This is a genomic window from Streptomyces sp. NPDC019937, from assembly GCF_040631655.1.
Taxonomy (GTDB): Bacteria; Actinomycetota; Actinomycetes; order Streptomycetales; family Streptomycetaceae; genus Streptomyces.
Map to the genome: position 1 here is coordinate 17,269 of NZ_JBEYAL010000041.1, position 24,108 is coordinate 41,376.

At 72.9% G+C, this 24,108-nt stretch carries 22 protein-coding genes; 12 read left to right on the plus strand and 10 right to left on the minus strand.

The features are described 5' to 3' along the window. Nucleotides 1–2: 2 nt before the first annotated feature. From ABZ562_RS32425 to ABZ562_RS32455, 7 genes are read left to right on the plus strand one after another with little or no spacing between them, the layout of a single operon-like run. Nucleotides 3–731, plus strand: a complete 729-nt coding sequence (locus ABZ562_RS32425) for a class I SAM-dependent methyltransferase (protein WP_361486524.1) — start codon at nt 3–5, stop codon at nt 729–731. Further along, a complete protein-coding gene (locus tag ABZ562_RS32430) occupies nt 728–4,945 on the plus strand; it encodes an alpha-(1->3)-arabinofuranosyltransferase family protein (protein WP_361486526.1) in 4,218 nt (1,405 codons plus the stop codon). Before ABZ562_RS32425 ends, ABZ562_RS32430 begins: the two co-directional genes overlap by 4 nt. Next, the gene (locus ABZ562_RS32435) at nt 4,942–6,339 is read left to right on the plus strand and encodes a condensation protein (RefSeq protein ID WP_361486529.1); all 1,398 of its coding nucleotides are present in this window, start codon (nt 4,942–4,944) and stop codon (nt 6,337–6,339) included. The genes ABZ562_RS32430 and ABZ562_RS32435 overlap by 4 nt, the downstream gene beginning before the upstream one ends. Beyond that, entirely contained in the window at nt 6,336–7,076 is a 741-nt protein-coding gene (locus tag ABZ562_RS32440) for a methyltransferase domain-containing protein (RefSeq protein ID WP_361486532.1), read from the plus strand. The genes ABZ562_RS32435 and ABZ562_RS32440 overlap by 4 nt, the downstream gene beginning before the upstream one ends. After that, nucleotides 7,061–7,972, plus strand: a complete 912-nt coding sequence (locus tag ABZ562_RS32445) for a hypothetical protein (protein ID WP_361486534.1) — start codon at nt 7,061–7,063, stop codon at nt 7,970–7,972. Before ABZ562_RS32440 ends, ABZ562_RS32445 begins: the two co-directional genes overlap by 16 nt. Then, a complete protein-coding gene (locus ABZ562_RS32450; RefSeq protein WP_361486535.1) occupies nt 7,969–8,178 on the plus strand; it encodes a Trm112 family protein in 210 nt (69 codons plus the stop codon). The genes ABZ562_RS32445 and ABZ562_RS32450 overlap by 4 nt, the downstream gene beginning before the upstream one ends. A 33-nt stretch (nt 8,179–8,211) precedes the next feature. After that, nucleotides 8,212–8,823, plus strand: a complete 612-nt coding sequence (locus ABZ562_RS32455) for a hypothetical protein (protein WP_361486536.1) — start codon at nt 8,212–8,214, stop codon at nt 8,821–8,823. Here ABZ562_RS32455 and ABZ562_RS32460 read toward each other — a convergent pair. From ABZ562_RS32460 to ABZ562_RS32475, 4 genes are all read right to left on the minus strand, one after another. Further along, on the minus strand, nt 8,798–9,223 hold the full coding sequence (locus ABZ562_RS32460) for an OsmC family protein (RefSeq protein ID WP_361486538.1): 426 nt from the start codon (nt 9,221–9,223) through the stop codon (nt 8,798–8,800). The genes ABZ562_RS32455 and ABZ562_RS32460 overlap by 26 nt on opposite strands. A gap of 52 nt (nt 9,224–9,275) precedes the next feature. Next, complete coding sequence (locus tag ABZ562_RS32465) at nt 9,276–9,884, minus strand: histidine phosphatase family protein (protein ID WP_361486540.1); 609 nt, start codon at nt 9,882–9,884, stop codon at nt 9,276–9,278. Further along, on the minus strand, nt 9,877–10,260 hold the full coding sequence (trxA, locus tag ABZ562_RS32470; protein ID WP_361486543.1) for a thioredoxin: 384 nt from the start codon (nt 10,258–10,260) through the stop codon (nt 9,877–9,879). Before trxA ends, ABZ562_RS32465 begins: the two co-directional genes overlap by 8 nt. Nucleotides 10,261–10,360: 100 nt before the next feature. After that, nucleotides 10,361–11,401: a hypothetical protein gene (locus tag ABZ562_RS32475; protein WP_361486545.1), complete on the minus strand. Its 1,041-nt coding sequence runs from the start codon at nt 11,399–11,401 to the stop codon at nt 10,361–10,363. A gap of 188 nt (nt 11,402–11,589) precedes the next feature. Between ABZ562_RS32475 and ABZ562_RS32480 the strand changes: the two genes are divergently transcribed. Beyond that, nucleotides 11,590–12,096: a DinB family protein gene (locus tag ABZ562_RS32480; RefSeq protein ID WP_361486548.1), complete on the plus strand. Its 507-nt coding sequence runs from the start codon at nt 11,590–11,592 to the stop codon at nt 12,094–12,096. Between the two features lie 9 nt (nt 12,097–12,105). Here the strand turns inward: ABZ562_RS32480 and ABZ562_RS32485 are convergent, their stop codons facing one another. Then, nucleotides 12,106–12,459, minus strand: coding sequence for a VOC family protein (locus ABZ562_RS32485; RefSeq protein WP_361486550.1), 354 nt, complete (start codon nt 12,457–12,459; stop codon nt 12,106–12,108). 169 nt (nt 12,460–12,628) lie between these two features. On the opposite strand from ABZ562_RS32485, the gene ABZ562_RS32490 reads away from it, so the two are divergent. Genes ABZ562_RS32490 through ABZ562_RS32505 form a run of 4 tightly spaced genes read left to right on the plus strand, consistent with a single transcriptional unit; the run spans nt 12,629 to nt 18,931 of the window. After that, a complete protein-coding gene (locus ABZ562_RS32490; protein ID WP_361486552.1) occupies nt 12,629–13,069 on the plus strand; it encodes an SseB family protein in 441 nt (146 codons plus the stop codon). Beyond that, on the plus strand, nt 13,066–13,737 hold the full coding sequence (locus tag ABZ562_RS32495; RefSeq protein WP_361486554.1) for a hypothetical protein: 672 nt from the start codon (nt 13,066–13,068) through the stop codon (nt 13,735–13,737). Before ABZ562_RS32490 ends, ABZ562_RS32495 begins: the two co-directional genes overlap by 4 nt. After that, the gene (locus tag ABZ562_RS32500; RefSeq protein ID WP_361486556.1) at nt 13,737–18,479 is read left to right on the plus strand and encodes a putative T7SS-secreted protein; all 4,743 of its coding nucleotides are present in this window, start codon (nt 13,737–13,739) and stop codon (nt 18,477–18,479) included. The genes ABZ562_RS32495 and ABZ562_RS32500 overlap by 1 nt, the downstream gene beginning before the upstream one ends. 29 nt (nt 18,480–18,508) lie before the next feature. Then, nucleotides 18,509–18,931: a hypothetical protein gene (locus tag ABZ562_RS32505; RefSeq protein WP_361486559.1), complete on the plus strand. Its 423-nt coding sequence runs from the start codon at nt 18,509–18,511 to the stop codon at nt 18,929–18,931. 14 nt (nt 18,932–18,945) lie between these two features. Here ABZ562_RS32505 and ABZ562_RS32510 read toward each other — a convergent pair whose 3' ends face one another. From ABZ562_RS32510 to ABZ562_RS32530, 5 genes are all read right to left on the minus strand, one after another. Beyond that, a complete protein-coding gene (locus tag ABZ562_RS32510) occupies nt 18,946–20,460 on the minus strand; it encodes an oligopeptide:H+ symporter (RefSeq protein WP_361486561.1) in 1,515 nt (504 codons plus the stop codon). After that, nucleotides 20,457–21,902: an FAD-dependent oxidoreductase gene (locus ABZ562_RS32515; protein ID WP_361486563.1), complete on the minus strand. Its 1,446-nt coding sequence runs from the start codon at nt 21,900–21,902 to the stop codon at nt 20,457–20,459. Before ABZ562_RS32515 ends, ABZ562_RS32510 begins: the two co-directional genes overlap by 4 nt. A gap of 51 nt (nt 21,903–21,953) precedes the next feature. Beyond that, the gene (locus tag ABZ562_RS32520; protein WP_361486566.1) at nt 21,954–22,520 is read right to left on the minus strand and encodes an XRE family transcriptional regulator; all 567 of its coding nucleotides are present in this window, start codon (nt 22,518–22,520) and stop codon (nt 21,954–21,956) included. A 52-nt stretch (nt 22,521–22,572) separates the two neighbouring features. Further along, on the minus strand, nt 22,573–23,220 hold the full coding sequence (locus ABZ562_RS32525) for a transcriptional regulator (protein WP_361486569.1): 648 nt from the start codon (nt 23,218–23,220) through the stop codon (nt 22,573–22,575). 190 nt (nt 23,221–23,410) lie between these two features. After that, nucleotides 23,411–24,064 carry a hypothetical protein gene (locus tag ABZ562_RS32530; RefSeq protein ID WP_361486572.1) on the minus strand — a complete coding sequence of 218 codons (654 nt, stop codon included), beginning with the start codon at nt 24,062–24,064 and terminating at the stop codon, nt 23,411–23,413. Nucleotides 24,065–24,108 lie beyond the last annotated feature (44 nt).

A 24,108-nucleotide genomic window follows, 5' to 3' on the forward strand; every position in this document is an offset into this window, starting at 1 on the left:
CCGTGCGGGACCCCTCCATCCGTCGCTCCGTCGCCCTCTTCCGCGCGTTCCTGCGGGAGCAGACCGACCCCGGACACTGCTACCGGCTCCTCGCGCGGGACGCCGCACAGCAGCTGACGCGCTACGCCGGGCCGCTGCGCGGGCGGGTGGTGGTCGACGTGGGCGGGGGCAGCGGCCACTTCACCGAGGAGTTCCGGCGCCGTGGCGCCCACGCCTACCTCTTCGAGCCGGACACCGGTGAGCTGACCGCCCGGGGACGCCCGCCCGCCGGGGCCGTCCTCGCCGACGGGTATCTGCTGCCGCTCGCGGACGGCGTGGCCGACATGACGTTCTCCTCCAATGTGCTGGAGCACGTGGCCGATCCGTACACCTTCCTCAGCGAGCTGGTGCGGGTCACCCGCCCCGGCGGGCTGATCTACCTCTCGTACACCAACTGGCTCTCCCCCTGGGGCGGCCACGAGTGGGCGCCCTGGCACTATCTGGGCGCCGAGCGGGCCCGGGCCCGCTACCGGCGCCGCACCGGCCGGGCCGCCAAGCACACGCTCGGCGAAAACCTCTTCCCCCTCCACATCGGCCCCGTCCTGCGCCACGTCCGCGGCCGCGCGGACGTGTCCGTGGTCTCGGCGCGCTCCCGCTACTGGCCGTTCCTCACCGAGGCGGTCACGCGCGTGCCGGGGCTGCGGGAGGTCGCGACGTGGAATCTCCTCCTGATCCTTAGGCGGTCGCCATGACCCAGGTCGTCCCGTCCCCGCCCCGGTTACGCACCCCGGCCGCCCCGCCGCCGACCGCGCCCGGCGAACGGCCGCGCGGGCGGCGGTGGCTGGTCGGGTTCTGGGCCGCCGTGCTGGTCGCGTTCCTCGCGCCCTCGCCCGGCAGGATGTCCTTCGACACCAAACTGCCGGTGGTCCTCGACCCGTTCGGCTTCCTCGCCGACCTCGGCTCGCTGTGGCACGACCGGGCGGGCTTCGGCGGGATCGCGGACCAGTACGTCGGCTACGCGTTCCCGATGCTGCCGTACTACGCCCTCGCCCACCTCCTCCACATCCCGGTGTGGTTCGCCGAGCGGCTGTGGATGTCCCTCATCGTCACAGTCGCCTTCTGGGGCGCGCTGCGGCTGGCGGAGCGGCTGCGCGTCGGGAGCCCGGCGGGCCGGCTGCTGGGCGCGGCGGGGTACGCGCTGTGGCCGGTGTTCACCATCGTCGTCGGCTCCACCTCCGCGGCCGCGCTCCCCGGCGCGCTGCTGCCGTGGGTCGTGCTGCCGCTCACCGACCCGGCGAGCCGCCCCCGTATCGCCGCCGCCCGCTCCGCGCTGCTCGTGCCCTGCATGGGCGGCGTCAACGCCGCCTCCACGCTGGCCGCGCTGCTGCCGGTCGCGCTGTATCTGCTCAGCCGCCCCGCCGGGCGGCGGCAGCGGGCCCTGCTGGGGTGGTGGATCCCGGGGGTGCTGCTGGCCACGCTGTGGTGGGTCGTACCGCTGCTGCTGCTCGGGGTGTACGGCGAGAACTTCCTGCCGTACATCGAGCAGGCCGACACCACCACCGCCACCATGTCCGCCACCGAGACGCTGCGCGGCGCGGGCAACTGGGTGGCGTATCTGCACTTCGGCGAGGCCTGGCTGCCCGGCGGCTGGACCGTGGCCGCGTCCGTCGTCGCCGTCCTCGGCTCCGGGCTGGCCGCCGCGCTGGGGCTGGCCGGGCTGGCGCGGCGGGATCTGCCCGAGCGGCGGTGGCTGCTGCTCGTGGTGCTGTCCGTCGCGCTGATCACCCTCGCCGGGTACGGGGGGACGCTCGGCGGGCCGTTCCACGAGGCGGTGCGGGGGTGGCTGGACGGGTGGCTGCGGCCGTTCCGCAACGTCTACAAGTTCCAGGCCGGGCTGGCCCTGGCGCTGGCGCTGGGGCTGGCGCACGTGGTGGGCGTGGCGGCCACCGGAGCGGCCGGGGACTCTGCCCGGCCGCGCCTGTTCCGCGGCCGCCGCTTCCTCCCCGCCGTCCTGGCCCTGCTGCTCCTCCCCGCCCTCGCCTGGCCGTACCTCAACGGAACGGTCCTCCAGCCGGGCCGCTTCAGCGCGCTGCCCTCCCACTGGAAGAAGACCGCCGACTGGCTCGACGCACACGCCGGACAGAGCCGCGCCCTCGTCGTCCCCGCCACCGCGCACGGCCTCTACACCTGGGGCAGCCCCATCGACCAGCCGCTGGATGTGCTCGCAAAATCCCGCTGGGCACAACGCGACTTCGTGCCCTTCGGCACCGCCGGATCGCGGCGGGCGCTGGACGCGGTCGAGCAGGCGCTGCTGAGCGGCGGCGAGGTGCCGGGGCTGCGGGACTTCCTCGCCAGGGCAGGGCTGCACGAGGTCGTCGTGCGCAACGACCTCGACCCGGACCAGCTCGGCTACGTACCGCCGCAGACCGTCGTCCGCACCCTGGAGGCCTCCGGCTACCGCAAGGTCGCCGGGTTCGGGCCGCTCATGACCGGGGGCCGGATCGCGGCCGACACCCCGGTGCAGGTGCAGGGGCTGTTCCCGCGCCGTCAGGCCGTCGAGATCTACCAGCCCGAAGGGGTACGGCGGCCGGGCGCGGTGACGGCCAAGCAGGTGTCGGCGACCGCCGCCGTCAGCGGCGGCCCCGAATCGCTGCTCCAGCTCTCCGCCGACCCCTCGATGGCCGACCGCCCCACCGTCCTCACCGGCGACCGCCACCCCGGCACGAACGCCCCCGCCCTGCAGGCGGTCGGCGACGGCATGCGGCGCGCCGACACCCGCTTCGGGCTCGTCAACTCCAATACCTCGTACACGTACACCGCCGACGAACGGAACCCGTCCGGCAGCCTCACCGACCCGGGCGACACGCCGCGCCAGATCCTGCCGAAGAAGGGCACCGCGCACCAGACGACCGCCACCCTGCGCGGGGCGCTCTCGGTGACCGCCTCCAGCAGCGGCAACTGGCTGTTCCAGCTGCCCCAGTACGACCCCGTGGGCGCCTTCGACGGCAACCCGGACACGGCGTGGGCCGAGGGCAGCGCGGGCAAGCCGGTGGGGCAGTGGCTGCGCATCGAGTTCGCGCAGACCCTGCGGCTGCCGGATTCCATCCAGCTGACCCCGCTGCCCGGCGACGGCATGCGCGCCGCGCCCACCTCCGTACGCGTCGAGACCGACAACGGGTCCGCGGACAGCCCGCTCCAGCCGCACGGCACCCCGCAGCCCGTCAAGGTCCCCTCCGGTCCGGCGAAGTGGCTGAAGATCACGATCACCGGTTCGCAGACGCCCAGGCCCGGCCTGTCGGGCGCCGGGTTCTCCGAGGTGTCCGTGCCGGGTGTGCAGGTCACGCGGCTGCTGTCGCTTCCGGCCGACGCGGAGCGGAGCACGGCCCCGGCCGAGGTGGTCTCGCTGCACCGGTCCGCGGACCCCGGGGGCCTCGCGCCGGTGTCGGCGGAGGTCGGGCTGCACCGCCAGTTCCGCACCGGCAGCGGCGGTACGTACGCCATCGCGGGCCAGGCGCTGGCCGTGCCCGGTGGCGCGCTCGACGCCCTGCTGAACCGGGCGGGCGCCAAGGGGCCGCGGATCGAGATCACCGCCGACTCCACCAGCCGCACCGGCACCGCGCTCAGCGCGCGCAACCTCCTCGACGGCGACCTCACGACGGCGTGGATCGCGGGCGACTCCCCCGTGCTGCATCTGCGCTGGCCGGAGAAGAGACGCGTCAGCGAGCTGGTCCTCGCGGCCGCCGGCGGGCTCTCCACCCGCCCCGAGGAAGTGCTCATCAACTCCCCCGACGGCGCCGCCACCGCCGGAGTCGACGCAGACGGCTGGGTCCGCTTCCCGGCCTTCACCACCGACCGGCTCGACATCACCATCAGCAAGACCGCGCCCTTGACCTTGCACAACCCGGTCGCCGGGCAGGAGTTGCAGCTCCCGGTGGGGCTGACCGAGGTCGGCCTCCCCGAACTGGGGGACATACCGCGCGTCACCCAGCCCTCGCCGAAGGCCCGTTTCTCCCTGCCGTGCGGCCAGGGCCCGGCGCTGGCGGTGGACGGCACCCTGCACGCCACCAAGGTGTCCGGCCCGGTACGGGACCTGACCGAACGGCGGCCGGTGAAGGTCGAGCTGTGCGGTGACGAGGCCAAGGGCGGCAAGCTGCGGCTGGACGCGGGCCGCCACACGGTCGAGGCGGGCGACGCGGGCCCGCTGGCCCTGACCGATGTGACCCTGACCCGCGGCAAGCCCGCCACCGCCGCGCTGGAGACCCGTACCGTCCAGGCCGAGGACTGGTCGGGCGACCGCAGAACGGTCGAGGTGGCCCCGGGCCAGGCCGTCTACCTCCAGACGTACGAGAACCACAACGACGGCTGGAAGGCCACGCTGAACGGCCACTCCCTCACCCCGCTGCGCGTCGACGGCTGGCAGCAGGCGTTCCTCGTCCCGGCGGGCCGGGGCGGCACGGTGACGCTCACCTACGAGCCCGCGACGACGTACCGCGCTGCCCTCATCGGCGGCGCGGCCGCGCTCCTGGTGCTCGCCGGCCTGGCGTTCGCCCGGCGCCGCGAGCCCGAGCCGGAGGTGGCGGAGGCTTCGGTGCCACCGGGGCCGGGCTGGGTGCTCGGCACGGTCGCCCTGACGGCGGTGATGATCGCCGTGGCGGGCTGGCTCGCCCTGGCCGTCCCGCTCCTGGCGCTCCTGGCCTGGTACCGCCCCGGCTGGCTGCCCCCCACGGCCCTCGTGGCGATGGCCGCCGCGACGGTGGTGGCGGCGACGGGCGCGGGCGAACCGGCGGCGTCCGGCGAGGGCGCGTTCAGCGGTGCGGCCCAGGCTCTGGCGCTCGTGGCCCTGACGGCGGCGGTGGTGACGCTGCCGCCCCGGGCCGCCGGGCACGCCGCCGACGGCGCTCCGCCGCCACCGCCGCCTACCGGTGCGCACGGTGCCCGGCGGCCGGCCGAAGGTGAGGGCCGATGACCGCGGTCGAGCGGAGCGCGGGCTCCGGCGCGGCCGCGTACGGGCAGGCGGCGGACCGCGCGCGGCGGATCCCGTTCCCCACCGTGGACGAGGTCTCCCGGCACTGTCTGCAGGACGACGAACCCGAGACCGTGCACATCGAGGTGCATCTGCCGGGACGGCCCGAACCCGGCCGGTTGCGGGCCGCGTTCCGGGAGGCGTTGCGGCGGCATCCGCGGATTCTGGTGCGGGAGGCACCCGGGCGGTGGTGGCGGCGGCGGTACGAGTGGGAGGTGACCGACGGGCCGGACGTGGAGCCGGTGAGCTTTCCGCCGTGCGCGGCCGACGCCCTCACCCGGGCCCGGGAGCGGGCGCTCGCGGTGTGCCCGCCGCTGACGGCGTCGCCTCCGGTGCGGCTGGAGGTGGTGACCGAGCCGGACCGTACCGGCTGTGTGCTGGTCCTCACCGTCAACCACACCGCGCTCGACGGGCCGTCGTGCCTGCGGGTGCTCGCCACCGCCGCCACCCTGTACGGCGGCGGTGCCGCCCGGGCGACGCCCCCCGCGGCGCCCCCGCCCCTCGCGGTGGCCCCGCCGCCCACGGCGGCCGGGACCCCGCCCGCGCGGGGGCTCGCCCGGCCCGTACGGATCGCCGGGGACACCCACGCGCCCCGCACCGGCAACGCCATGCTGCTCTCCGAACTGCCCGTACCGCCCCGCCCGCCCGGCGCCCCCGGCCCGGCGCCGCGCCCCACCGTCAACGACCAGCTCCTCGTCGCCACCTGCCTGATGGCCGCCCGCTGGAACGCGTTGCACGGCCGCCCGCCCACCCCCGTACGGATCACCATGCCCGTGGACGACCGGCCGCGCGGCGCGTCCGAGATGGCCATCGGCAACGGCACCCGGCTCGTGGAGGTCGGCTTCGGACCCGAGGAGCGGGCGGAGTCGCGGCTGCTGACCCGGGAGACGCCCGATCCGGCGGCGGTGGCGCGGCTGCTGCGCCGCACCGCGGCCCGCACCCGGGCGCTGAAGGCCGCGCCGGGGGCGCAGCTGGGGGTGGCGGGGACACTGCTCACGCTGCCCGCCGTACCGGTCGGGCTGCGGGCCGCCGTGACGCGGGGGCTGCGGCGGGCGGCCGGGCCGTGGACGTCCACCACGCTGCTGAGCAACATCGGCCGGATCCCGTACGCGCTCGACTTCGGCGAGGCGGGCGAGGCCACCGCCGTCTGGTTCTCGGCCCCGGCCCGTATGCCCCGCGGGCTGACGGTGACCACGGCCTCGACCGGCGGGCGGCTGCACGTGACGCTGCGCTGGTCGCGGGCGCTGCTGGACGACGCGGCGGGGGCGGGGCTCGCGGGCCTGTTCCAGCGCGCGCTGGCGGCCACCGCCCGAGCACACGGGGAAGGGGCCTCGTGAGCCCGGCGCTCCGGGAGTTCTACGAGAACCCGGCCGTGCCCGTCGCGTCCGGCCCGGACCGCAGCCGCCGCCAGGCGCGGATGCTGGCGCGGGCACTGAACGCCGCGGGCCCCGGCAAGGCCGCCACCATCCTCGACATCGGCTGTGGCGACGGCACCGCGGCCGCCACCGCCCTCCCCCTCCTCCGCGGCCACCGCCTCATCGGCGTCGACTGGTCGCAGGACGCGCTGCGCCGCGCCGCACGGCGGCTGCCCGCCGTCGTACGGGGCGAACTCGGCCACGGCGGGCTGCCGTTCGCCGACGGGAGCGCCGACGCGTGCGTGTTCAGCGAGGTGGTCGAGCATCTGGTCGACCCCGACGCGGCGCTGGACGAACTGCGCCGCGTGCTGCGCCCCGGCGGCCATCTGCTGCTGTCCACGCCCAACCTGGCGGCCTGGTACAACCGCGGGCTGCTGATGGCCGGGGTGCAGCCGGTGTTCTCGGAGGTCAGCCTGCGGGGCATCCACGGCCGCCCCGGCCGCGAGGTCGTCGGCCATCTGCGGCTGTACACGGCGCGGGCGCTGCGCGGGTTCCTCACCGCGTCCGGGTTCGAGGTGGTACGGCTCGCGGGGGCGCCGTTCCACGGCGTACCGCGGGGCTTGCGGCCACTGGACCGGGCCGCCTGCCGGGTGCCGTCGCTGGCGTCGATCCTGCTGGTGCACGCGCGGCGGAGGGAGGACACATGGGGTGGGGCGTGATGGCGGCGCTGCTCGCGAACGTCGCGTACAGCACCGGTTTCGTCCTGGAGAAGCGCGCCCTGTCGGCGCTGCCGCCGCTGAGCACGACCCGCCCGGCGCGGCTGCTGCGGCTGCTGCTGGGGAGCCCGCTGTGGCTGGCGGGTTCGGCGGCGCTCGCGGCGGGGTTCGCGGCCCAGCTGGTGGTGTACCGCACGTTGCCGATCGCGGCCGCGCAGGGCCTGTTCGTGTCCGGTCTGGTGCTGCTCCTGCTGCTGTCCTCGCGGGTGCTGGGCGAGCGGACCAGCGGCCGCGAACGGGCCGGGATCGGGCTGATCCTGTGCGCGCTGGTGATGGTGGTGGCCTCACTGCGAGGTGGCGGCGCGGTCAGCCGCACCGCCACCGGCAACGGGACGCTGCTCGCCCTCTGCGTCCCCTCCCTGGTGGCGGGGGTGTGGCTGTACGGCGCGACCGAGTGGCGCGCCCGCCACTCCGGTCGGCGGCCACCGACCGGGGTGGAGTACGGGGTGGCGGTCGGGCTGCTGTACGGGGTCAGCTCGCTCGCCATCAAGGGCGTGTCCGGGCTGCTGAGGACGGACGGCCTCGGATCGCTGGCGCTCACGCTGCTGCGCGGCCCGTACCCGTATCTGCTGCTCTTCACCGGGGCGGCGGGATTGGTGCTGTCGCAGACCGCGCTGCAGCGCTGCCGCGCGTCGCTGATCGTACCGGTATGCACGACGGTGACCTGCGTGTTCACGGTGGTGTGCGGGACGGTCGCCTTCGGTGAGCCACTGCCGCACGAGCCGTGGCGGCTCGCGCTGCGGCTCGGCGGGACGGCGCTGGCGGTGTGCGTCCTGCTGACCCTCCCCCGCCACGACGCCGCCCGCCCCGATCCGGTACCCGAAGGAAGGCAACGATGACCCCCGACGACCCGATCCTGGCCATCCTGGCCTGCCCGCTCGACAAGGGCCCGCTGACCCTGCTGCTGCCCGAGGACGTCCTGTACAACCCGCGGCTGCGCCGCCGCTACCCGATCGTGGACGGCGTCCCGCAGCTGCTGCCGTCGTCGGGGGAACGCGTCCCGGACGAGGAACACGAACGGCTGGCGCGGCGCCTCACCCTCTGAGCCGGGCGGTACGCCGTACGCCACGATGGAGCCATGGACTCCGCGCACGACCCGTCGTTCCCCACTCCCTTCCCCTTCGTCCTCGTCCTGCTGCGCCGCATGGCCGACTACCAGCCGGGCCTGGTCGAGGACGCGCTGCGCGAACTGGGCCACGGGCGTGCCGTGATGCGCGAGGCCAACCGCCGCTGGCAGGCGATGCGGCGCTCACCGCGACGGCGCCCCGCCGTCGCCCGCTACCGCTCGGTGCTGGGCCCGCCCGAGACCACCGCGCGGCGCCGCATCGGCGATCTGACGTGCGACGCGCTGAGCTGGCCGGTCCCACTGTGGCCGGATCTGCGGTTCGAGGTGCTGACCGCGCCGGGCGGGGCGGTGTGGAACGAATGGCTGGTACGCGCCCCCGGCGCCCCCGCGCCCGCCCTGCGCACGGCCGCCGACCTCGCGCCCTGGTCCTGCACGGTGGACGACGTGGCGCGCGCCTTCCCGCCCGCGCGGCCGATGGAGGGCTCCGCCCCGACCCGCTCCCGGCTGGCCTTCGACGCCCCGGCCGACGCCGAAGGCGGTGAACTCCGCCACTATGTGGCGGAGTTCACCTGGGGACTGCTGCAGCGGGTGGAGGACGTCAGGCCAGCTTCGCCGTCAGCGTGATCTCCGTACCGGCGAGCGCCTGGCTCACCGGGCAGTTCTTCTTCGCGTCCTCGGCGGCCGCCGTGAACCCGGCCTCGTCGAGCCCCTCGACCGTGCCCTCCACCGTGAGGTGGATACCGGTGATGCCGGTGCCCGGCTGGAAGGTGACGTCGGCCTGGGTGGTGAGCCGGGTGGGCGGGTTACCGGCCTGGGTCAGACCGTGCGACAGCGCCATGGAGAAGCAGCTGGAGTGCGCGGCGGCGATCAGTTCCTCCGGGCTGGTCTTGCCGTTCGCCTGCTCGGCGCGCGACGGCCAGGAAACCGGCTGCTCGCCGATCCCGGACGAGTCGAAGGTGACCGTCCCCTCGCCCTCGGCCAGATTGCCCTGCCAGACGGTGTGCGCGGTACGCGTCGTAGCCATGCTCGCTGTTCCCTGCTTTCCTCTGCTCAGTGTGTACGGTGGCGTACGGAACTTACGGGACCTGCTGCTCCGAGCCTACGTTCCACGCCATGAGGGCCGGACGCCCGTGCTCGGTTCCCAGTCGACTGACGGTCGCGGTCTCCAGCCGGAAGAGCGCCCCCGCGGACGGCGGCAGGCCCAGTCGGCGGGCGGTGAGCACCCGCAGCACATGCCCGTGCGCCACCAGGACGACGTCGCCGCCGTCCGCGCGCAGCTCGGGCTCGATCCTGGCCAGCACCCGGTCGACCCGCGCCCCGACGTCCCCGGGCGCCTCCCCGGGGTGCTCGTCATCGCCCGGGGCGACCCCGTCGGTCCACAGCTCCCAGTCGGGCCGGGTCTCGTGGATCTCGGCGGTAGTGACGCCCTCGTACCCGCCGTAATCCCATTCGTGCAGCTCAGGCTCGGTCGTCACGTCGGTGAGCCCGGCGAGGCGGGCCGTCTGCACGGCCCGCCCCAGCGGGCTCACCAGCGTGAGCCCGATCTTCCGCCCCGCGAGCAGCGGGCGCAGCGCCCGGGCCTGCTCCTCCCCGCGCGCCGTCAGCGGCAGATCGGTCCAGCTGGTGTGCTTTCCGGCCCGGCTCCACTCGGTCTCGCCGTGCCGGATCAATACCAGCTCAGCCACGGCCGTCGGAGGGCGCCGGAGTGGCGACAGAGGCGCGTACGACGTCCATGTCGAGGTCCCGGGCCTGCCCGATGACGTCCTCCAGGGCCTGCTCGGGCAGGGCGCCGGGCTGGGAGAAGACGGCGATGTTGTCGCGGACGATCATCAGCGTGGGAATCGACTGGATGTCGAACGCGGCCGCCAGCTCGGGCTGCGCCTCGGTGTCGACCTTCGCGAAGATCAGGTCGGAGTGGCGCTCCGCGGCCTTCTCGTACACCGGTGCGAACATCCGGCAGGGGCCGCACCAGGAGGCCCAGAAGTCGATCAGCACGAAATCGCTGCCGGAGACGATGTCGTCGAAGTTGTCCTTGGTGAGTTCCACAGTGCTCGCGCTCATGGGTGCGTAACGGCACGACCCGCCCCGGTTATTCCTGCCCGGGGCAAAGTCGCAGGTCAGCGCCCCACCCCCGCCCGCTCGAACGTGGCGGTCGGGGCGGTCAGTGGAAGCGGCGGATGAAAACGTCCGACTTTCCGTTGGTGTCGCCGGGCACGATGTCGTCGGCCGTGGATTGGAAGACCACGTCGCGCCCACCGGCGCTGACCGCGTCGGTCCCGGCCGAGGCGACCTGGTTCGAGACGATCTCCTCGGTGCCCGTCTCCAGGTCGCGCAGCATGAGCGACGGTCCGCTCGTGTCGTGCGGGGCGTACAGCAGATAGCGTCCGGTGGGATCGATGGCCACGCCCCGCACGTCCGGCACCCGTTGGTCGGCGCCCGAGCTTCTGTCGTGGACGTAGGTGTCGGAGCCCGAGAGGTAGACGACCTTGCCGCCGTCCTTGCTGAGCTGGACGAGTGTCGCCGCCTTGGCCGGGCCCTCGATCGGGCCGGTGGAGGTGGCGTCGGTCCGGTCCCACACGAAGACGTCCCCGGCCCGGCCGTCCTGGTAGGCGACGAAGCGACCGTCGCCGCTGATGGACGGCCGAGCCGAGACGGTGTGGCCGAACTCGGCGACGGTCGCCGTGGTGTCGGCGCGCCAGTCCCGTACCTCGATGCGCTGCCGGGACGGCGGTCGGCCGAAGGTGGCGGCCTGGGCGATGGAGCGGCCGTCCGCGCTCGGCGACGGCTGGCCGCAGCTGAGGCCCGGACAGTTGATGCCGATCGTGCTTCCCGAGCTCACCTGGGACAGGAAGGACTTCGTGTCTCTTTGCAACAACCCCCAAAAAGCGACGTATTGCCCGTCACCGCTGATCACCGGGCCCTGGTTGGTCGGGGTGATGCTGCTCATCAGCGTGGTCAGGCTCGTCTGCTGATCGCGGACGAACACCCTCTCCCAGGTCACCGGGTTGGCGGGGGTGAGGTTGTTCGCCAGCGACGAGAAGGCGATACGCCGGCCGTCGGCCGTGATCGTGGCGCCGGCGGAGTCGCCGTCGCCCTGGGTGCCGTCGGTCGCGACACTGATCCGCTCGACGGTCACGGGCTCGGCCGAAGCGGCTCCGGGCAGCACCGTCGTGACCGCGCAGACCACGGCCGTGGCGCTCAAGGCGACCCGTACACGTCTGGTGGCGCTCCGATTCGTGTTTCCCCTCATTTTTTCTCCCTGAGACAGCCGCATGACTATGGACAAAGGCCGAGCCCGATGCCGCCGCAGCCCCGAAACCGGTTGCCCGGGAGCCACCGAACGCTGATCGTGGTCACACACACGGCCCGCCCCCGGAAGGACCCACGGCCATGCCCGCCGAAAGACCCGTCCCGCCCCTCATCGCGGGGGAACGCGAAACCCTGCGCGGCTTCCTCGACTTCCACCGCGCCACGCTCGCCATGAAGTGCGACGGCCTCTCCGACGAGGAGCTGCGGCAGCAGTCGATGCCGCCGTCGACGCTGTCGCTGCTCGGCCTCGTGCGCCACATGGCCGAGGTGGAGCGCACCTGGTTCCGCATCGTCGTCAACCGCGAGGATGCCCCCCTGGTCTGGTCCGACCGGCGCGACTACCAGGTGGCGTACGACGCCACGACGGCCACCCGCACGGAGGCGTTCGACGCCTGGCAGCGCGAGGTGGAGCACGCGCGCCGCATCGAGCGGGAGGCCGCGTCGCTGGATGCCGTCGTGCACAGCGAGCGCTGGGGCAAGGACGTGACGCTGCGCCTGGTGATGACCCATGTGCTGCTGGAGTACGCCCGGCACAACGGCCATGCCGACCTCCTCCGCGAGGGCGTCGACGGAACGGTGGGCGCCTGACGAGGAAGCCTACTGACGCCGCTGCCCCAGGACGCAGAACTCGTTACCTTCGGGGTCCGCCAATACCACCCACGGCTGATCACCCTGGCCGATATCGACACGCTGCGCGCCGTGCGCCACCAGACGAGCCACCTCGGCGTCCTGGTCGTCGGGCCTGAAGTCGAGATGCAGCCGGCTCTTGGCCTTCTTGGCCTCATCGAGCCGGACGAAGTCCAGCCCCGGCAGGCGATCCGGCTCCGGACGGATCTCGAACTCCTCGTCGGAGGAGTGGACCACGACCCAGCCGAGGGCCTCGGCCCACCACTGCCCCAAGGCCACCGGATCCTTCGAGTGAACAATGACCTGTTCCCATGCCAAAGCCATCCGCCGAGCCTAGCCCTGCCGGACTTCGGACGACACGCATTTAACGAGGCGTGCGGTTCGCCGAAGGCCGCGGCCCCGCCGCTCCTGTGAGAAAGCCCCTCCTCCGTTCCGGCGCTCGGCCCGCTGCGTTACCGTAACCGCGATCGGAAAGGGAACACGGGGGTCCGCAATGGAGCTGGTGGAGCATATAGCGGCGGTACGGGACGGATCGGGCGATCCCTCCGCGATGGTGGGCGAGTTCCGGCGTACCGCGGTACTGGTGCCGCTGGTCGACGACGACTTCATGACGGCGACGTACGGCGGGATCCACTGGATCTACGCCTTCACGGACGAATTCGCCCTGGCGCGCTTCGCCGAGGCCCGCGGCGCGGCGCGCGAGGAGTGGGAGTTCGCGTCCGTGCTGGGGGCCCGGCTGCTGGATGTGATGGTCCCCGCGCTGGACGGTCCGGCGGGGGTCGCCCTCGACGTGGCCGACGAGGACGGCTCGATGATGTTCCCGCCGGTGAAGGGGATCGTGCCGGACGAGGTGGCGGTGGACCTCACCGAAACCGAAGCCGCGGAGATCCGGGCGGAAACCGGCCCGAACACCACCCCGGGAACCCCCCGATGAGCGGCGGCGGAAACGCCGACTTCAAGGTCACCCAGGAGTCCGTCGGCCTCATCACCAAGGGCCTGCGCTCCGCGATCGGCGAGCTGAAGGACGTGGGCAGCTCCACCGGCGCCCTCCAGGGCAGCGGCTTCGGCGACATGACGATGTCGAAGACGGAGGCCGGTGGCGGCGGCCTGGCGGACGCGTTCGAGGGGTTCTGCGACCGCTGGGAGTGGGGCGTACGGGCGCTGATCCAGGACGCCAACGCCCTCGCCGACCGGCTGGGGATCGCGGCGGGCGCGTCCTGGGAGGAGGACCAGTACTGGGGCGGCACGTTCAAGGTGGCCGTGAACGCCCTGTCCCCCACCGGCAATCCGCACGCCACCGAGGAAGAGATCGCCAAGCAGAGCTGGGGCGATGTCCTCATGCCCGACGCGCCCGACTACAGCGCCGAGTCCTGGAAGCAGGCGGGCGCCGAGATGGGCCAGACCTGGAAGGACACCGGCCGCAGCCTGGTGACCGAGGGGTACGGCGGTTTCCAGACCGGGCTGGCGAACGACATCGCCGGGGTCGACGACCAGCGGTTCGACCAGGCCGTGGACGACACGTTCGGCCCCTCCCCGGAGGAACGCGCCCAAGCGCAGGCACAGGCACAGCAGCCCGGCCAGGGCAGCGGGGGTGAGCACTGATGGGGCTCGGTGACTTCGTACCGGACGGCGTCGAGGACTGGGTCGAGGACCGGGTCGAGGACGTCGGCGACGGCATCGAGAGCGCGGGCAGCTGGACCGCGGACCGGCTGGACGACGCCGGCTGGGAGAGCGGCGCGGAGTGGGTCCGCGACAAGAGCGCCACCGCCGCCGACGCGCTCGGCGCCGACGTGGACGAGTGGCAGCTCGACCAGACCGACGACCCCAAGAAGCTGATCCACGGCGACCCCGGCAAGCTGCGGTCCACCGCCGAGCACCTGACCGACTTCGCGAAGGCGTTCAACGACGTCGGCCGCGGCCTCAAGGGCGTCGACCCCGACCAGCTCATGAAGGGCGTGTTCGCCAACGCCTTCTACAACAGGGTCTCGGTCGAGCCGAAGAAGTGGTACAAGGCCGCCGACGCCTGTGAGAAGGCGGCCGGCGCGCTGAGCGGCTTCGCCGCCACGGTCGAGTGGGCGCAAGCGCAGGCGCAGCTGGCCATCGACAAGTACAAGGCGGCGAAGAAGGCGTCCGACGACGCCCGCTCGGCGCACAACAGCAAGGTGGACGCGTACAACGCGGCCGCGTGGAAATACAACCTCCTCCCCGCCGACCAGCGCGATCCGAGCACGCTGCCGGACAGGCCCGGCGCGTTCCACGACCCGGGCGCCGAGGGCATCAAGGCGGCGGAGGACATCCTCAAGGAGGCCCGGCGGCAGCGCAACGAGGCACACGACACGGCCAAGAAGTCGGTGGAGAAGGCCCGTGACGAGGCGCCCGCGAAGCCGTCGTACAGCGAGCAGGTCTCGGACGGGTTCGAGGGGCTGAAGCTGGACGCCTCGCATCTGGCGGGCGGCATCATCAAGGGCACGGCGGGCGTGGTGAACTTCGCCCGCCAGGTGAACCCGATGGACCCGTACAACCTCACCCACCCCGCCGAGTACGTCACCAACCTCAACAGCACCGCGGCCGGTCTGGTCCAGATGGCCAACAACCCGGGCGGCGCGCTGAAGGGCATGTACGACTCCTTCACCAAGGACCCGGCGGAGGGCATCGGACGGCTGCTGCCCGAGCTGATCGGCACCAAGGGGCTGGGCGCGGCCAAGGGGGCCGTCACCGCCGCCAAGACGGCCAAGACCGCCGAGACCGCGGCGGCCGCGAGCAAGGTGGAGTCCGGGCTGGCGCATCTGGCGAAGGACGGCCACGCGCCGCACTCCATCCCGAACGCCGCCAAGACCCCCGGGCCCACCGACCCGGTGGACCTGGCCACCGGCCGGATGTATCTGCCGCAGACGGATGTGTCGCTGCCGGGTGTGCTGCCGCTGATGTTCACCCGGCAGGGGATGTCCGGCTACCGGGCGGGCCGCTGGTTCGGCCCGTCGTGGGCGTGCACCGCCGATCAGCGGCTGGAGATCGGACCGGCGGGCGTGGTCCTCGTCCAGCAGGACGGGCTGCTGCTGGACTACCCGCATCCGGCGCCCGGCGTGCCGACACTGCCGAAGGCTGGCCCGCGCTGGCCGCTGGACCGTACCCCCGAGGGCGACTTCACGGTCACCGACCCGGGCACCGGCCACGTCCGGTACTTCACCGGCCCGGCGGACGGCGGCGACGGAGACGCGCCGCTGGCGGAGATCGGCGACCGCAACGGGCACCGGCTGACGTTCGAGTACGGTGCGGACGGCGCCCCGACGGCCATCGTCCACAGCGGCGGCTACCACCTGAAGCTGACCACGCGGGACGGCCGGATCACCGCCCTGCACCTGGTGGGCGGCGCCCCGGACGGCTCGGACCGGGAGCTGGTGCGGTACGGCTACACCGACGGCGATCTCACCGAGGTCATCAACTCCTCCGGCAGCCCGATGCGCTTCGCCTACGACGACGAGCGCCGGATCATCGCGTGGACGGACACCAATGGCCACACCTACGACTACGTCTACGACAACCGCGACCGGGTGATCGCCGAGGGCGGCACCGAGGGCCACTTCGCGGCCCGCCTCCACTACGGCGCGCCCGACCCCGCCACCGGTCACCGGGTCACCACGGTCACCTCCGCCGAGGGGCACACCAGCCGCTACGTGGTGAACGAGCGGTCCCAGATCGTGGCCGTGACGGACGGCGCGGGCCATACGGTCCGCACCGAGCAGGATCGTTTCGGCAGGGTGCTGTCCCGTACCGATCCGCTCGGCCGGACCGTCCGTTACGCCTACGACACGGCGGGCCGCCCGGTCCTCATGGTCACCCCCGACGGCCACCGCGCCGAGGCCACCTACAACGACCTGGGCCTCCCGGTGGAGATCAGCGCGGCCGACGGCACGGTCCGGCGCCACGCGTACGACGAGCGCGGCAACCGCACCGCCTCCACCGACCCCATGGGGCGCACCACGCGCTACACGTACGACGCGCGCGGCCATCTGTCCACGGTCACCGACCCGCTCGGCGCGACCACCCGGGTGCGCTGCGACGCGGCCGGGCTGCCGGTGGAGATCACCGATCCGCTGGGCGCCGTCACCGTCTACCGCCGGGACGCCTTCGGCCGCCCCACCGCCGTCGTCGACCCGCTCGGCGCGACCACCCGCCTGGAGTGGACGACCGAGGGCAGGCTGGCCCGGCACATCGCCCCGGACGGCGCCGAGCAGACTTGGGTCTACGACGGCGAGGGCAACTGCACGTCCCATGTGGACGCCGGTGGCGGGGAGACCTCGTACGAATACGCCCACTTCGACCAGCTGGTCGCCCAGACCGGACCGGACGGGGCGCGCTACGAGTTCACCCACGACAAGGAGCTGCGGCTCACCCGGGTCACCAATCCGCAGGGGCTCACCTGGGATTACACCTACGACCCGGCCGGGCGGCTGCTCTCCGAGACGGACTTCGACGGCCGGACCCTGGAGTACACGTACGACGCCGCCGGGTCGCTGGTCTCCCGTACCAACCCCCTCGGCCAGACGGTCTCCTTCGAGCGCGACGCCGTCGGCCGCGTCGTGCGCAAGGACGCCGACGGCCGGTCGACCACCTTCTCCTACGACCCGGCCGGGCGGCTGGCGACGGCCTTCGGCCCGGACACGGAGGCGGTGTTCCGGCGGGACCGGGCGGGGCGGCTGACCTCCGAGGTGGTGGGCGGCCGCGCGCTGACCCACGCCCACGACGCGCTGGGCCGCCGCATCCGCCGGACCACCCCCTCCGGGGCCACCTCGACCTTCGCGTACGACGCGGCGGGCCACCGCACGACCCTCACCTCCTGCGGCCACACCCTCGCCTTCGCCCGCGACGCCATCGGGCGGGAGGTCGGCCGCCACATCGGCGACAACCTCACCATCGCCCAGATCTGGGACCCGGCGGGACGGCTGGCCGAACAGACCGTCACCGGCCCCTCGGCCCAGCCGCTCCAGCACCGCGCGTACCACTACCGCGCCGACGGCCATCTGGTCGGCATCGACGACCAGCTCGGCGGCGCCCGCCGCTTCGACGTCGACACGGGCGGCCGCGTCACCGCCGTCCACGCCAGGAACTGGACCGAGACCTACGCCTACGACGGCGCGGGCAACCAGACCTACGCCGCCTGGCCGGAGAAGCTGCCCGGCGGCGCCGACGCCACCGGCCACCGCGCGTACGACGGCACCCGCATCACCCGCGCCGGACGGGTCCGCTACGAACACGACGCGGCGGGCCGCATCACCCTCCGGCAGAAGAACCGGCTGTCGAAGAAGCCCGACACCTGGCGCTACTCCTGGGACGCCGAGGACCGCCTGACCTCCGTCACCACCCCCGACGGCACGGTCTGGCGCTACCTCTACGACCCGCTCGGCCGCCGCATCGCCAAGCTCCGGCTCGGCGAGGACGGCGAAACGGCGGTGGAACGGGTCGACTTCACCTGGGACGGCTTCACCCTGGTCGAGCAGACCACCACCGCCCCCGGGCTGCCCGACCCGGTGACCCTCACCTGGGAGCACGACGGCGCCCGCCCGGTCGCCCAGACCGAGCGCATCACCGACGCCACCACCCAGGCCGAGATCGACCGGCGCTTCTTCGGCATCGTCACCGACCTGGTGGGCACGCCCAGCGAACTGGTCGACGAGTCCGGTGAGATCGCCTGGCGCACCCGCACCACGCTGTGGGGCACCACCACCTGGTCCCGGCGCAGCAGCGCGTACACCCCGCTGCGCTTCCCCGGCCAGTACTACGACCCGGAGACCGGCCTCCACTACAACCACCACCGGTACTACGACCCGGAGACGGCCCGCTACACCACCCCGGACCCGCTGGGTCTGGAGGCCGCGGCCAACGCCGCCACCTACGTCCCCAACCCGCACGCGGCCATCGACCCGCTGGGCCTGTGCCCCAAGCTCCCCCACGAACAGCCCCCGTCCGGCGCCTTCGGCCCGGCCCCCGAACCCTGGGCCCGCCCGGACGGCGACGCCGTGCTCAGCGGCCATGGCGGCATCGCCCCGGGCGACGGCGCCGCGGCCACCGTGCCCGAGGGCACGTACCTGCACATGTACAGCCGGCACGGCGAAACCATCTCGGACGCCCTGGGCAACCAGATCGAGATCGGCAATCCCAAGGCCCTGGAGGTGTACGGTCCCGGGGAGAAACTGCCGGACTACATCCTGTCTCCCCCGGAGGGCCTGAAGATCATGGGCTCGCCCACGACGGTGGCGAGCGACACCCGTCTCTCCCAACTGCTCCAGCCGAACATGGGACGCGTGCACTGGGCCGCGTGCCGCTGGGTCCCCGACATCTTGTAGCCCTCTCTCCACTGAAAGGAATCGCCACCGTGTCCCGGTTCGAGGACCTGTCGCCGTACGCCTACACCCCCGGCATCGGGGTGCCACCGGGGGTCGAGGCGTTCACCGTCGGCTGGCTGGAGAAGCAGGACGACTTCCCGCGCGGCGAGGTGCCGGTGGCCTTCGTCGAATCCCTCGGGGTGCTCTGCCGGGACGACTCGCAGAACGCCATGCGCGGCCTGTTCCCCTGCACGCTCCCGCACCCGGAGGGGAAGCCCCCGTACCCGGTCGCCATCGAGGTCGGCGGCCGGCGGGTCACCCTCGGCGCCGCGGAGATCAGGGTGGTGGCCGAGGACGGCAGGTGGCTGATCGCCCCGAACCTCGTCCACCACTACGTCACCGCGCACTCCTACCTTCCGCCCGCGGAGTTCATCGAAGCGGTGACGGCCCGGCGCACCGCCCCCAGGATGTAGCCGGGCCGTGCGGCTCAGCCCTCCAGGCCCGCCCCCAGCAGACGGCCCACCGGCTTGCGCGTGGCGAGCAGGGTGAGGCCGATGCCGATGCCGCACACGGCGGTGACGGTGAAGTACGAGGCGTTGTCGATCGCGGTGAACAGCTGGCCCAGCAGGCCCGCCAGGGACGAACCCAGGGCGAGGGTGAGGAAGTTCAGCCCGACCATCTGGGACCGGAACGTCCCGGGGCCGATCCGCGTGGCCAGGGACAGTCCGATCGGTCCGACGAAGACCTCCGAAGAACCGGCCGCCATCATGAACAGGAGGATGAGGAGCAGGGGGATGTCGGCGTCCCCGGTGGCCTCGGAGATGATGAGCAGGAAGAGGTAGGCGCAGCCGATCTGGGTCAGCCCCAGGGCGATCTTGGTCACCGGGCCGGGCTGGCGGTCCCCCATGCTCTTCCACATCCTGGCGATGAGCGGGGTGATGAGGACGGCCGCCAGCGGGCTGACGGTCGTGACCCAGGCGACCGGGAAGCTCCAGCCGCCGATGTGCAGGTCGATGCGTTCGGTGATGAGGACCGAGATGGCCGTGAACTTCTGGAACAGGAAGCCGAAGTACACCCCGGACGCGAGGAAGAGCGGCAGGTAGCCGAGGATCCGGCGGCGCTCGTCGCGGCTGACCGCCGACGAGGTGGTCATGGTCAGGAAGTAGGTGGCGGCGGCCACCAGCGCGGCGATGGTCACCACGGTGGACAGGTTCTCCGCCCGGAGCAGGCCCGTGGCGACGGCGGCGCCGACGGCCGCGAGGCAGGCGAGGGCCGCCAGGGCGACGAGCGGGCGGCGGCCCGCGGGCAGGGGGTTGTTGACGGTCCGGGCGCGCTCGGGGAGTTTCCCCATCGAGACGACGTACTGGACGAGCGCCGCGGCCATGCCGGCGGCCGCCAGACCGAATCCGTAGTGGAAGCCCAGCTCGTTCTGGGCGAGGCCGGTGGTGAGCGGGCCGACCACGGCACCGATGTTGATGGCCATGTAGAAGTAGGAGAAACCGGCGTCCCGGTAGCGCTCGTCCCTGTTCTGGTCCAGGACGAAGCCGACGATCGAGGTGATGTTCGTCTTCAGCGCGCCGGTGCCCAGGACGATGCACACCAGCCCGGCGCCGAGGCCGGCCAGGCCGGGCGCGAAGGCGAGCACCACGTGCCCGATGGTGATGACGACGGCGCCGTACAGCACCATGTTCTGCGGGCTGATGAGCCGGTCCCCCAGCCAGGCGCCCAGGATCTGGGAGAGGTAGACGGCACCTCCGTAGGCGCCGACGACGCCCGTCGCGACGGCCGGGGCCAGCGCCAGGCCGCCGTCGTGGACCGCGTAGAGCAGGTAGAAGGAGAGGATGCCCTGAAGGCCGTAGAAGGAGTAGCGCTCCCACAGTTCGGTGAAGGCCATGCTCACCAGGCCGCGCCGGAGGGAACGTCCGGACACCTCCGTCCCGGCCGGTGTTCCGCCGCGCTCACGGTCGGCCGTGGTGGTGCTCGGGGGCGGTGTGTTCTTCATTCGCTGAGTCCTGCCAGTCGTGAGCCGAAGCGGGCGATGAGCGAGGTGTCCTGGGAGTGGCGGCTCTCCTCCCATCGGTCGGCGACGCCGAAGAGCCGGTACATGGCGTGGACACCGATCCAGCGCAGCGGTTCGGGCTCCCAGCGGCCGGAGTCGTGGTCGTTCCAGGGCAGTCGGGTCATCGCGGTGTCGCGCCCGGCCGCCCGGTCCAGCAGCGTCCGTGCGGCCAGATGGGTCGCGGTCACGCCGTGTCCGGCGAAGCCGCGCGCGACGCCGATGCCGGTGGCGGGATCGAAGGTGATGCCGGCGCACCAGTCGCGGGTCACACCGATGGCACCCCGCCAGGCGTGCTCGATGGTGAACCGCACCTCGGGGAAGAACAGCTGGAGACGTTCCCGCAGGACGCGCACCGTACGGGCGTCCACGCCGCCCTGGCCGGGGGTGCCGGAGTTGAAGGCGTAGGGCGTGCCGCGGCCGCCGATGGCGATGCGGTCGTCGGCGGTGCGCTGGGCGTAGACGAAGGTGTGCGCGGCGTCGCCCAGGCATTCCCGGCCCTGCCAGCCGATCCGCTCCCAGGCGCTTTCGGGGAGCTGCTGGGTGACGACCATGGAGGAGTTGACGGGGATGACCTCACGCCTGCCGAGCCCGCGGGCCTCGCTGTCGACCTCCCCGGAGTAGGCCTCCAGGCAGGTCAGGATGGTCTTGGCGGGTACGGTTCCGCGCTCGGTGGTCACGGCGCCGGGCGCGATGCGCGTGGCGCGCGTGTCTTCCAGGATGCGGACGCCTTTGGCCTCCACCACCGCCGCGAGGCCGTGGACGAGCTTGACCGGGTCGACCCGCGCGGTGGTGCGGGTGAGCATGCCCCCGAGCGCGGGCCGGACGGCGATGCGCTTCCTGACGGCTTCGGCGTCGAGGAGTTCGAGGTCCTCCGCGCGGTATCCGCCGGCGAGGTCCGCCGCGTAGGTGCGTTCGAGGCGCTTCATCGCGGCCGGGGTGGTGGCCACGCGCAGGTGCCCGCCCCGGTGCTGATCCGCCTGGATTCCCTCCTCCTCGAGGATGCGGAGGGTGTCGTCGATGGCCCCGTGCATCTCCCGCTGGAAGGAGGCGACGGCGGCGGCCCCGTCCTCGCCCCGCCCGCGCGCGGCCTTGGCGTACACGGCCCGGTTGCCCGGGATGAGCGGTGAGAGCCAGCCGCCGTTGCGCCCGGAGGCGCCGTAGCCGACCTCCCGGGCCTCCAGGACGGTGATCTTCGCGCCGGGACGTTCCACGGCGGCGAGGTAGGCGGCCCAGAGCCCGGTCAGGCCGCCGCCGACGATGACGAGGTCCTGTTCCTCGTCGGGCAGGCCCGCGGCCCGGCCCCGCGACAGGTCGGCGGCCGACCCGTCCGCGGCGCGGGAGGCCGCCATCCAGTGCGATATCTCGCCGTTTCGACAGGCGGGCATGAGGGTCTCCAGCGGTGGGCGACGAGCGGTGTTCCGATGGTGCGAGGGGGTTCAGTAGGTGGGCGGTGCCATCGCCCACAGGACTCGGGCCTCCTCGGTGCCCGTGATCTCGACGACCCGGTGGGGGTCGCTGCTGAGGTAGTGGATCGAGTCGAAGGCGGAGAGCCTGTGCGACTGCTCACCGACCCACACCTCCACCTCGCCGGACAGCACCAGCAGCAGTTCTTCGGAGCTGCCGTGGGTGTAGGGCTCCACGCCGGTCGAGCCACCCGGCGTGAAGTGGCCGAGGAGCACCTCCAGGTGGTCGAAGGACCCGGGGGTGAGCTTGATCTTCGTGGCGCCCTCGCCGAAGGACATGCCGTGGGTGTCGCGGAACCGCAGGACCGGGCTGGCCGCCGCCCCCTCCTGGTCGAAGAGGTCGCCGACGGTGAGCTTCAGCACTTCGCACAGCCGCTGGAGCGTCCGCACGCTCGCGTTGACCTGGTCGCGCTCGACCTGGGAGAGATGTCCCTCGGTGAGGCCGGTCCGGTCGGCCACGTCCTTGAGCGTTAACCGGAGGGCTCGCCTACGGCGCCGCAGACGGCTGCCGACACCGGAGCCCGGTTCCCTGTTCGTCATAGGCGGGAACGTAACAAGCCTGCGGTCTCACCACAATAGATATTGCCCGCATCTAATTTTTCTTTGATTGACGGCAATCCCGCGCGAAGGCGCCCTTCCTTTCCGGAACGTCCCCGGCGGTGAGACTGCCGAGCAGGGACAGCGCGTGTTCGGAGGGGCTGTCCGGGGCGGCCTGGTAGACGACCAGCTGCTGGCCGGGGGCGCCGTTCACGGTCAGCGACTCGTAATCCAGCGTCAGCTCGCCGACCACGGGGTGCCGGAAACGCTTGGTCTCCTGCGTCTTCCGGCGGATGTCATGACGGGCCCACAGCCGCCGGAACGCCTCACTGCGCAACGACAGTTCGCCGACCACCTCGGTCAGCCGAGGGTCGTGGTAGTCGGTGCCGACGGCCGCCCGCAGCCCGGCGACCGTGCTGACGGCCACCCGCTCCCACTCCGGGTAGAAGTCCTCGGCGTCCGGATCGAGGAACACCAGCCGCAGCAGATCCCCGCTGTGGGCGTGCCCCTCGAACAGGGCCCGGCCCAGGGGGTTGTGGGCGAGCACGGTCAGACGGCGCCCCAGCACCACGGCCGGGGTCCGGTGCCAGCCCTCCATCATCCGCGACAGCACCGGACTGACCCGCTCCTCCCGTGCGCCCTCCCGTGCGTCTTTCCGGCGCCGCGCGGGAGCGGGCCGCGCGAGCTGATGCAGATGCGCCACCGCGTCCTCCTCACCGCCGAGGACATAGCGGAAGCGATCGCCTTCGCGGTCGCGGCCCCGCCGCATGTGAACATCGCCGAGCTGGTGGTGGTCCCCGTACAGCAGGGCTGACACCCCCGCCCCCGGCCGCGACCGCGGCCGGGGGCGGGGGCGCCCTGAGCGGCGGCACCAAGCCGTCACCGTCGGTTCTTCAGCGCCGCTGCCCTGAGGTGAGCCGCCCGGCGCCGCGGTAGGTGGAGACGCCCAGGGCCAGCAGCCACCAGCTGAAGATCGCACCCATCAGCGCGGTGGTGCCCCAGCCGTTCGCCGCGTAGAAGTGCGCGGGGGTGTTGCCGAAGAACAGGGACGGCACGAACGCCAGGTTCACCCCGGCCAGGACGTACGCCGAGCGGCTGGTCCACCGCGGGAGCAGCTTCGTGCGGGCGACGACGTACCCCACCGCGGTCAGGAAGAACGCCAGCATGAGGCGGGAGATCGAACCGTAGAGGATGTACGTGCCGCTGACGGCGACGGTCGGATCGATCCGGCGGTCGGCGGCGATGACCGCACCGGCCTCCAGCCCGTGGGAGACCAGAGTGACCGTCAGATAGACGAGCCCCGTGGCGAAGGCCATCGAGCCGGCCCACTCGTGCGCGGGGCTCACGCGCTTGACCAGTTCGCGGAAGGCCGTCACGAATACCAGCAGGAACGCGAGCGCCACGATCCCGATCAGCAGTCTGGCCAGGACGTTCGAGTCCGGCGGCGGCCCGGAGTAGAGGAAGTACAGGGGCACTTCGATGAGGATGGCGGCCGCGGCGGCGATGCCCGCGATGCCGGTCACGCGTCTGGCAATGGTCTCGTTCATGAGTGCCCCCGGTCGTCCCTGTGGGTGGATACCTCGTCCATCCA

Coding starts and splice junctions, on each gene's coding strand:
- ABZ562_RS32430 (WP_361486526.1), top strand. CDS start 728: ATGACCCAGGTCGTCCCGTCCCCGCCCCGGTTACGCACCCCGGCCGCC.
- ABZ562_RS32435 (WP_361486529.1), top strand. CDS start 4,942: ATGACCGCGGTCGAGCGGAGCGCGGGCTCCGGCGCGGCCGCGTACGGG.
- ABZ562_RS32445 (WP_361486534.1), top strand. CDS start 7,061: ATGGGGTGGGGCGTGATGGCGGCGCTGCTCGCGAACGTCGCGTACAGC.
- ABZ562_RS32450 (WP_361486535.1), top strand. CDS start 7,969: ATGACCCCCGACGACCCGATCCTGGCCATCCTGGCCTGCCCGCTCGAC.
- ABZ562_RS32455 (WP_361486536.1), top strand. CDS start 8,212: ATGGACTCCGCGCACGACCCGTCGTTCCCCACTCCCTTCCCCTTCGTC.
- ABZ562_RS32460 (WP_361486538.1), bottom strand. CDS start 9,223: ATGGCTACGACGCGTACCGCGCACACCGTCTGGCAGGGCAATCTGGCC.
- trxA (WP_361486543.1), bottom strand. CDS start 10,260: ATGAGCGCGAGCACTGTGGAACTCACCAAGGACAACTTCGACGACATC.
- ABZ562_RS32480 (WP_361486548.1), top strand. CDS start 11,590: ATGCCCGCCGAAAGACCCGTCCCGCCCCTCATCGCGGGGGAACGCGAA.
- ABZ562_RS32485 (WP_361486550.1), bottom strand. CDS start 12,459: ATGGCTTTGGCATGGGAACAGGTCATTGTTCACTCGAAGGATCCGGTG.
- ABZ562_RS32490 (WP_361486552.1), top strand. CDS start 12,629: ATGGAGCTGGTGGAGCATATAGCGGCGGTACGGGACGGATCGGGCGAT.
- ABZ562_RS32495 (WP_361486554.1), top strand. CDS start 13,066: ATGAGCGGCGGCGGAAACGCCGACTTCAAGGTCACCCAGGAGTCCGTC.
- ABZ562_RS32500 (WP_361486556.1), top strand. CDS start 13,737: ATGGGGCTCGGTGACTTCGTACCGGACGGCGTCGAGGACTGGGTCGAG.
- ABZ562_RS32510 (WP_361486561.1), bottom strand. CDS start 20,460: ATGAAGAACACACCGCCCCCGAGCACCACCACGGCCGACCGTGAGCGC.
- ABZ562_RS32515 (WP_361486563.1), bottom strand. CDS start 21,902: ATGCCCGCCTGTCGAAACGGCGAGATATCGCACTGGATGGCGGCCTCC.
- ABZ562_RS32520 (WP_361486566.1), bottom strand. CDS start 22,520: ATGACGAACAGGGAACCGGGCTCCGGTGTCGGCAGCCGTCTGCGGCGC.
- ABZ562_RS32530 (WP_361486572.1), bottom strand. CDS start 24,064: ATGAACGAGACCATTGCCAGACGCGTGACCGGCATCGCGGGCATCGCC.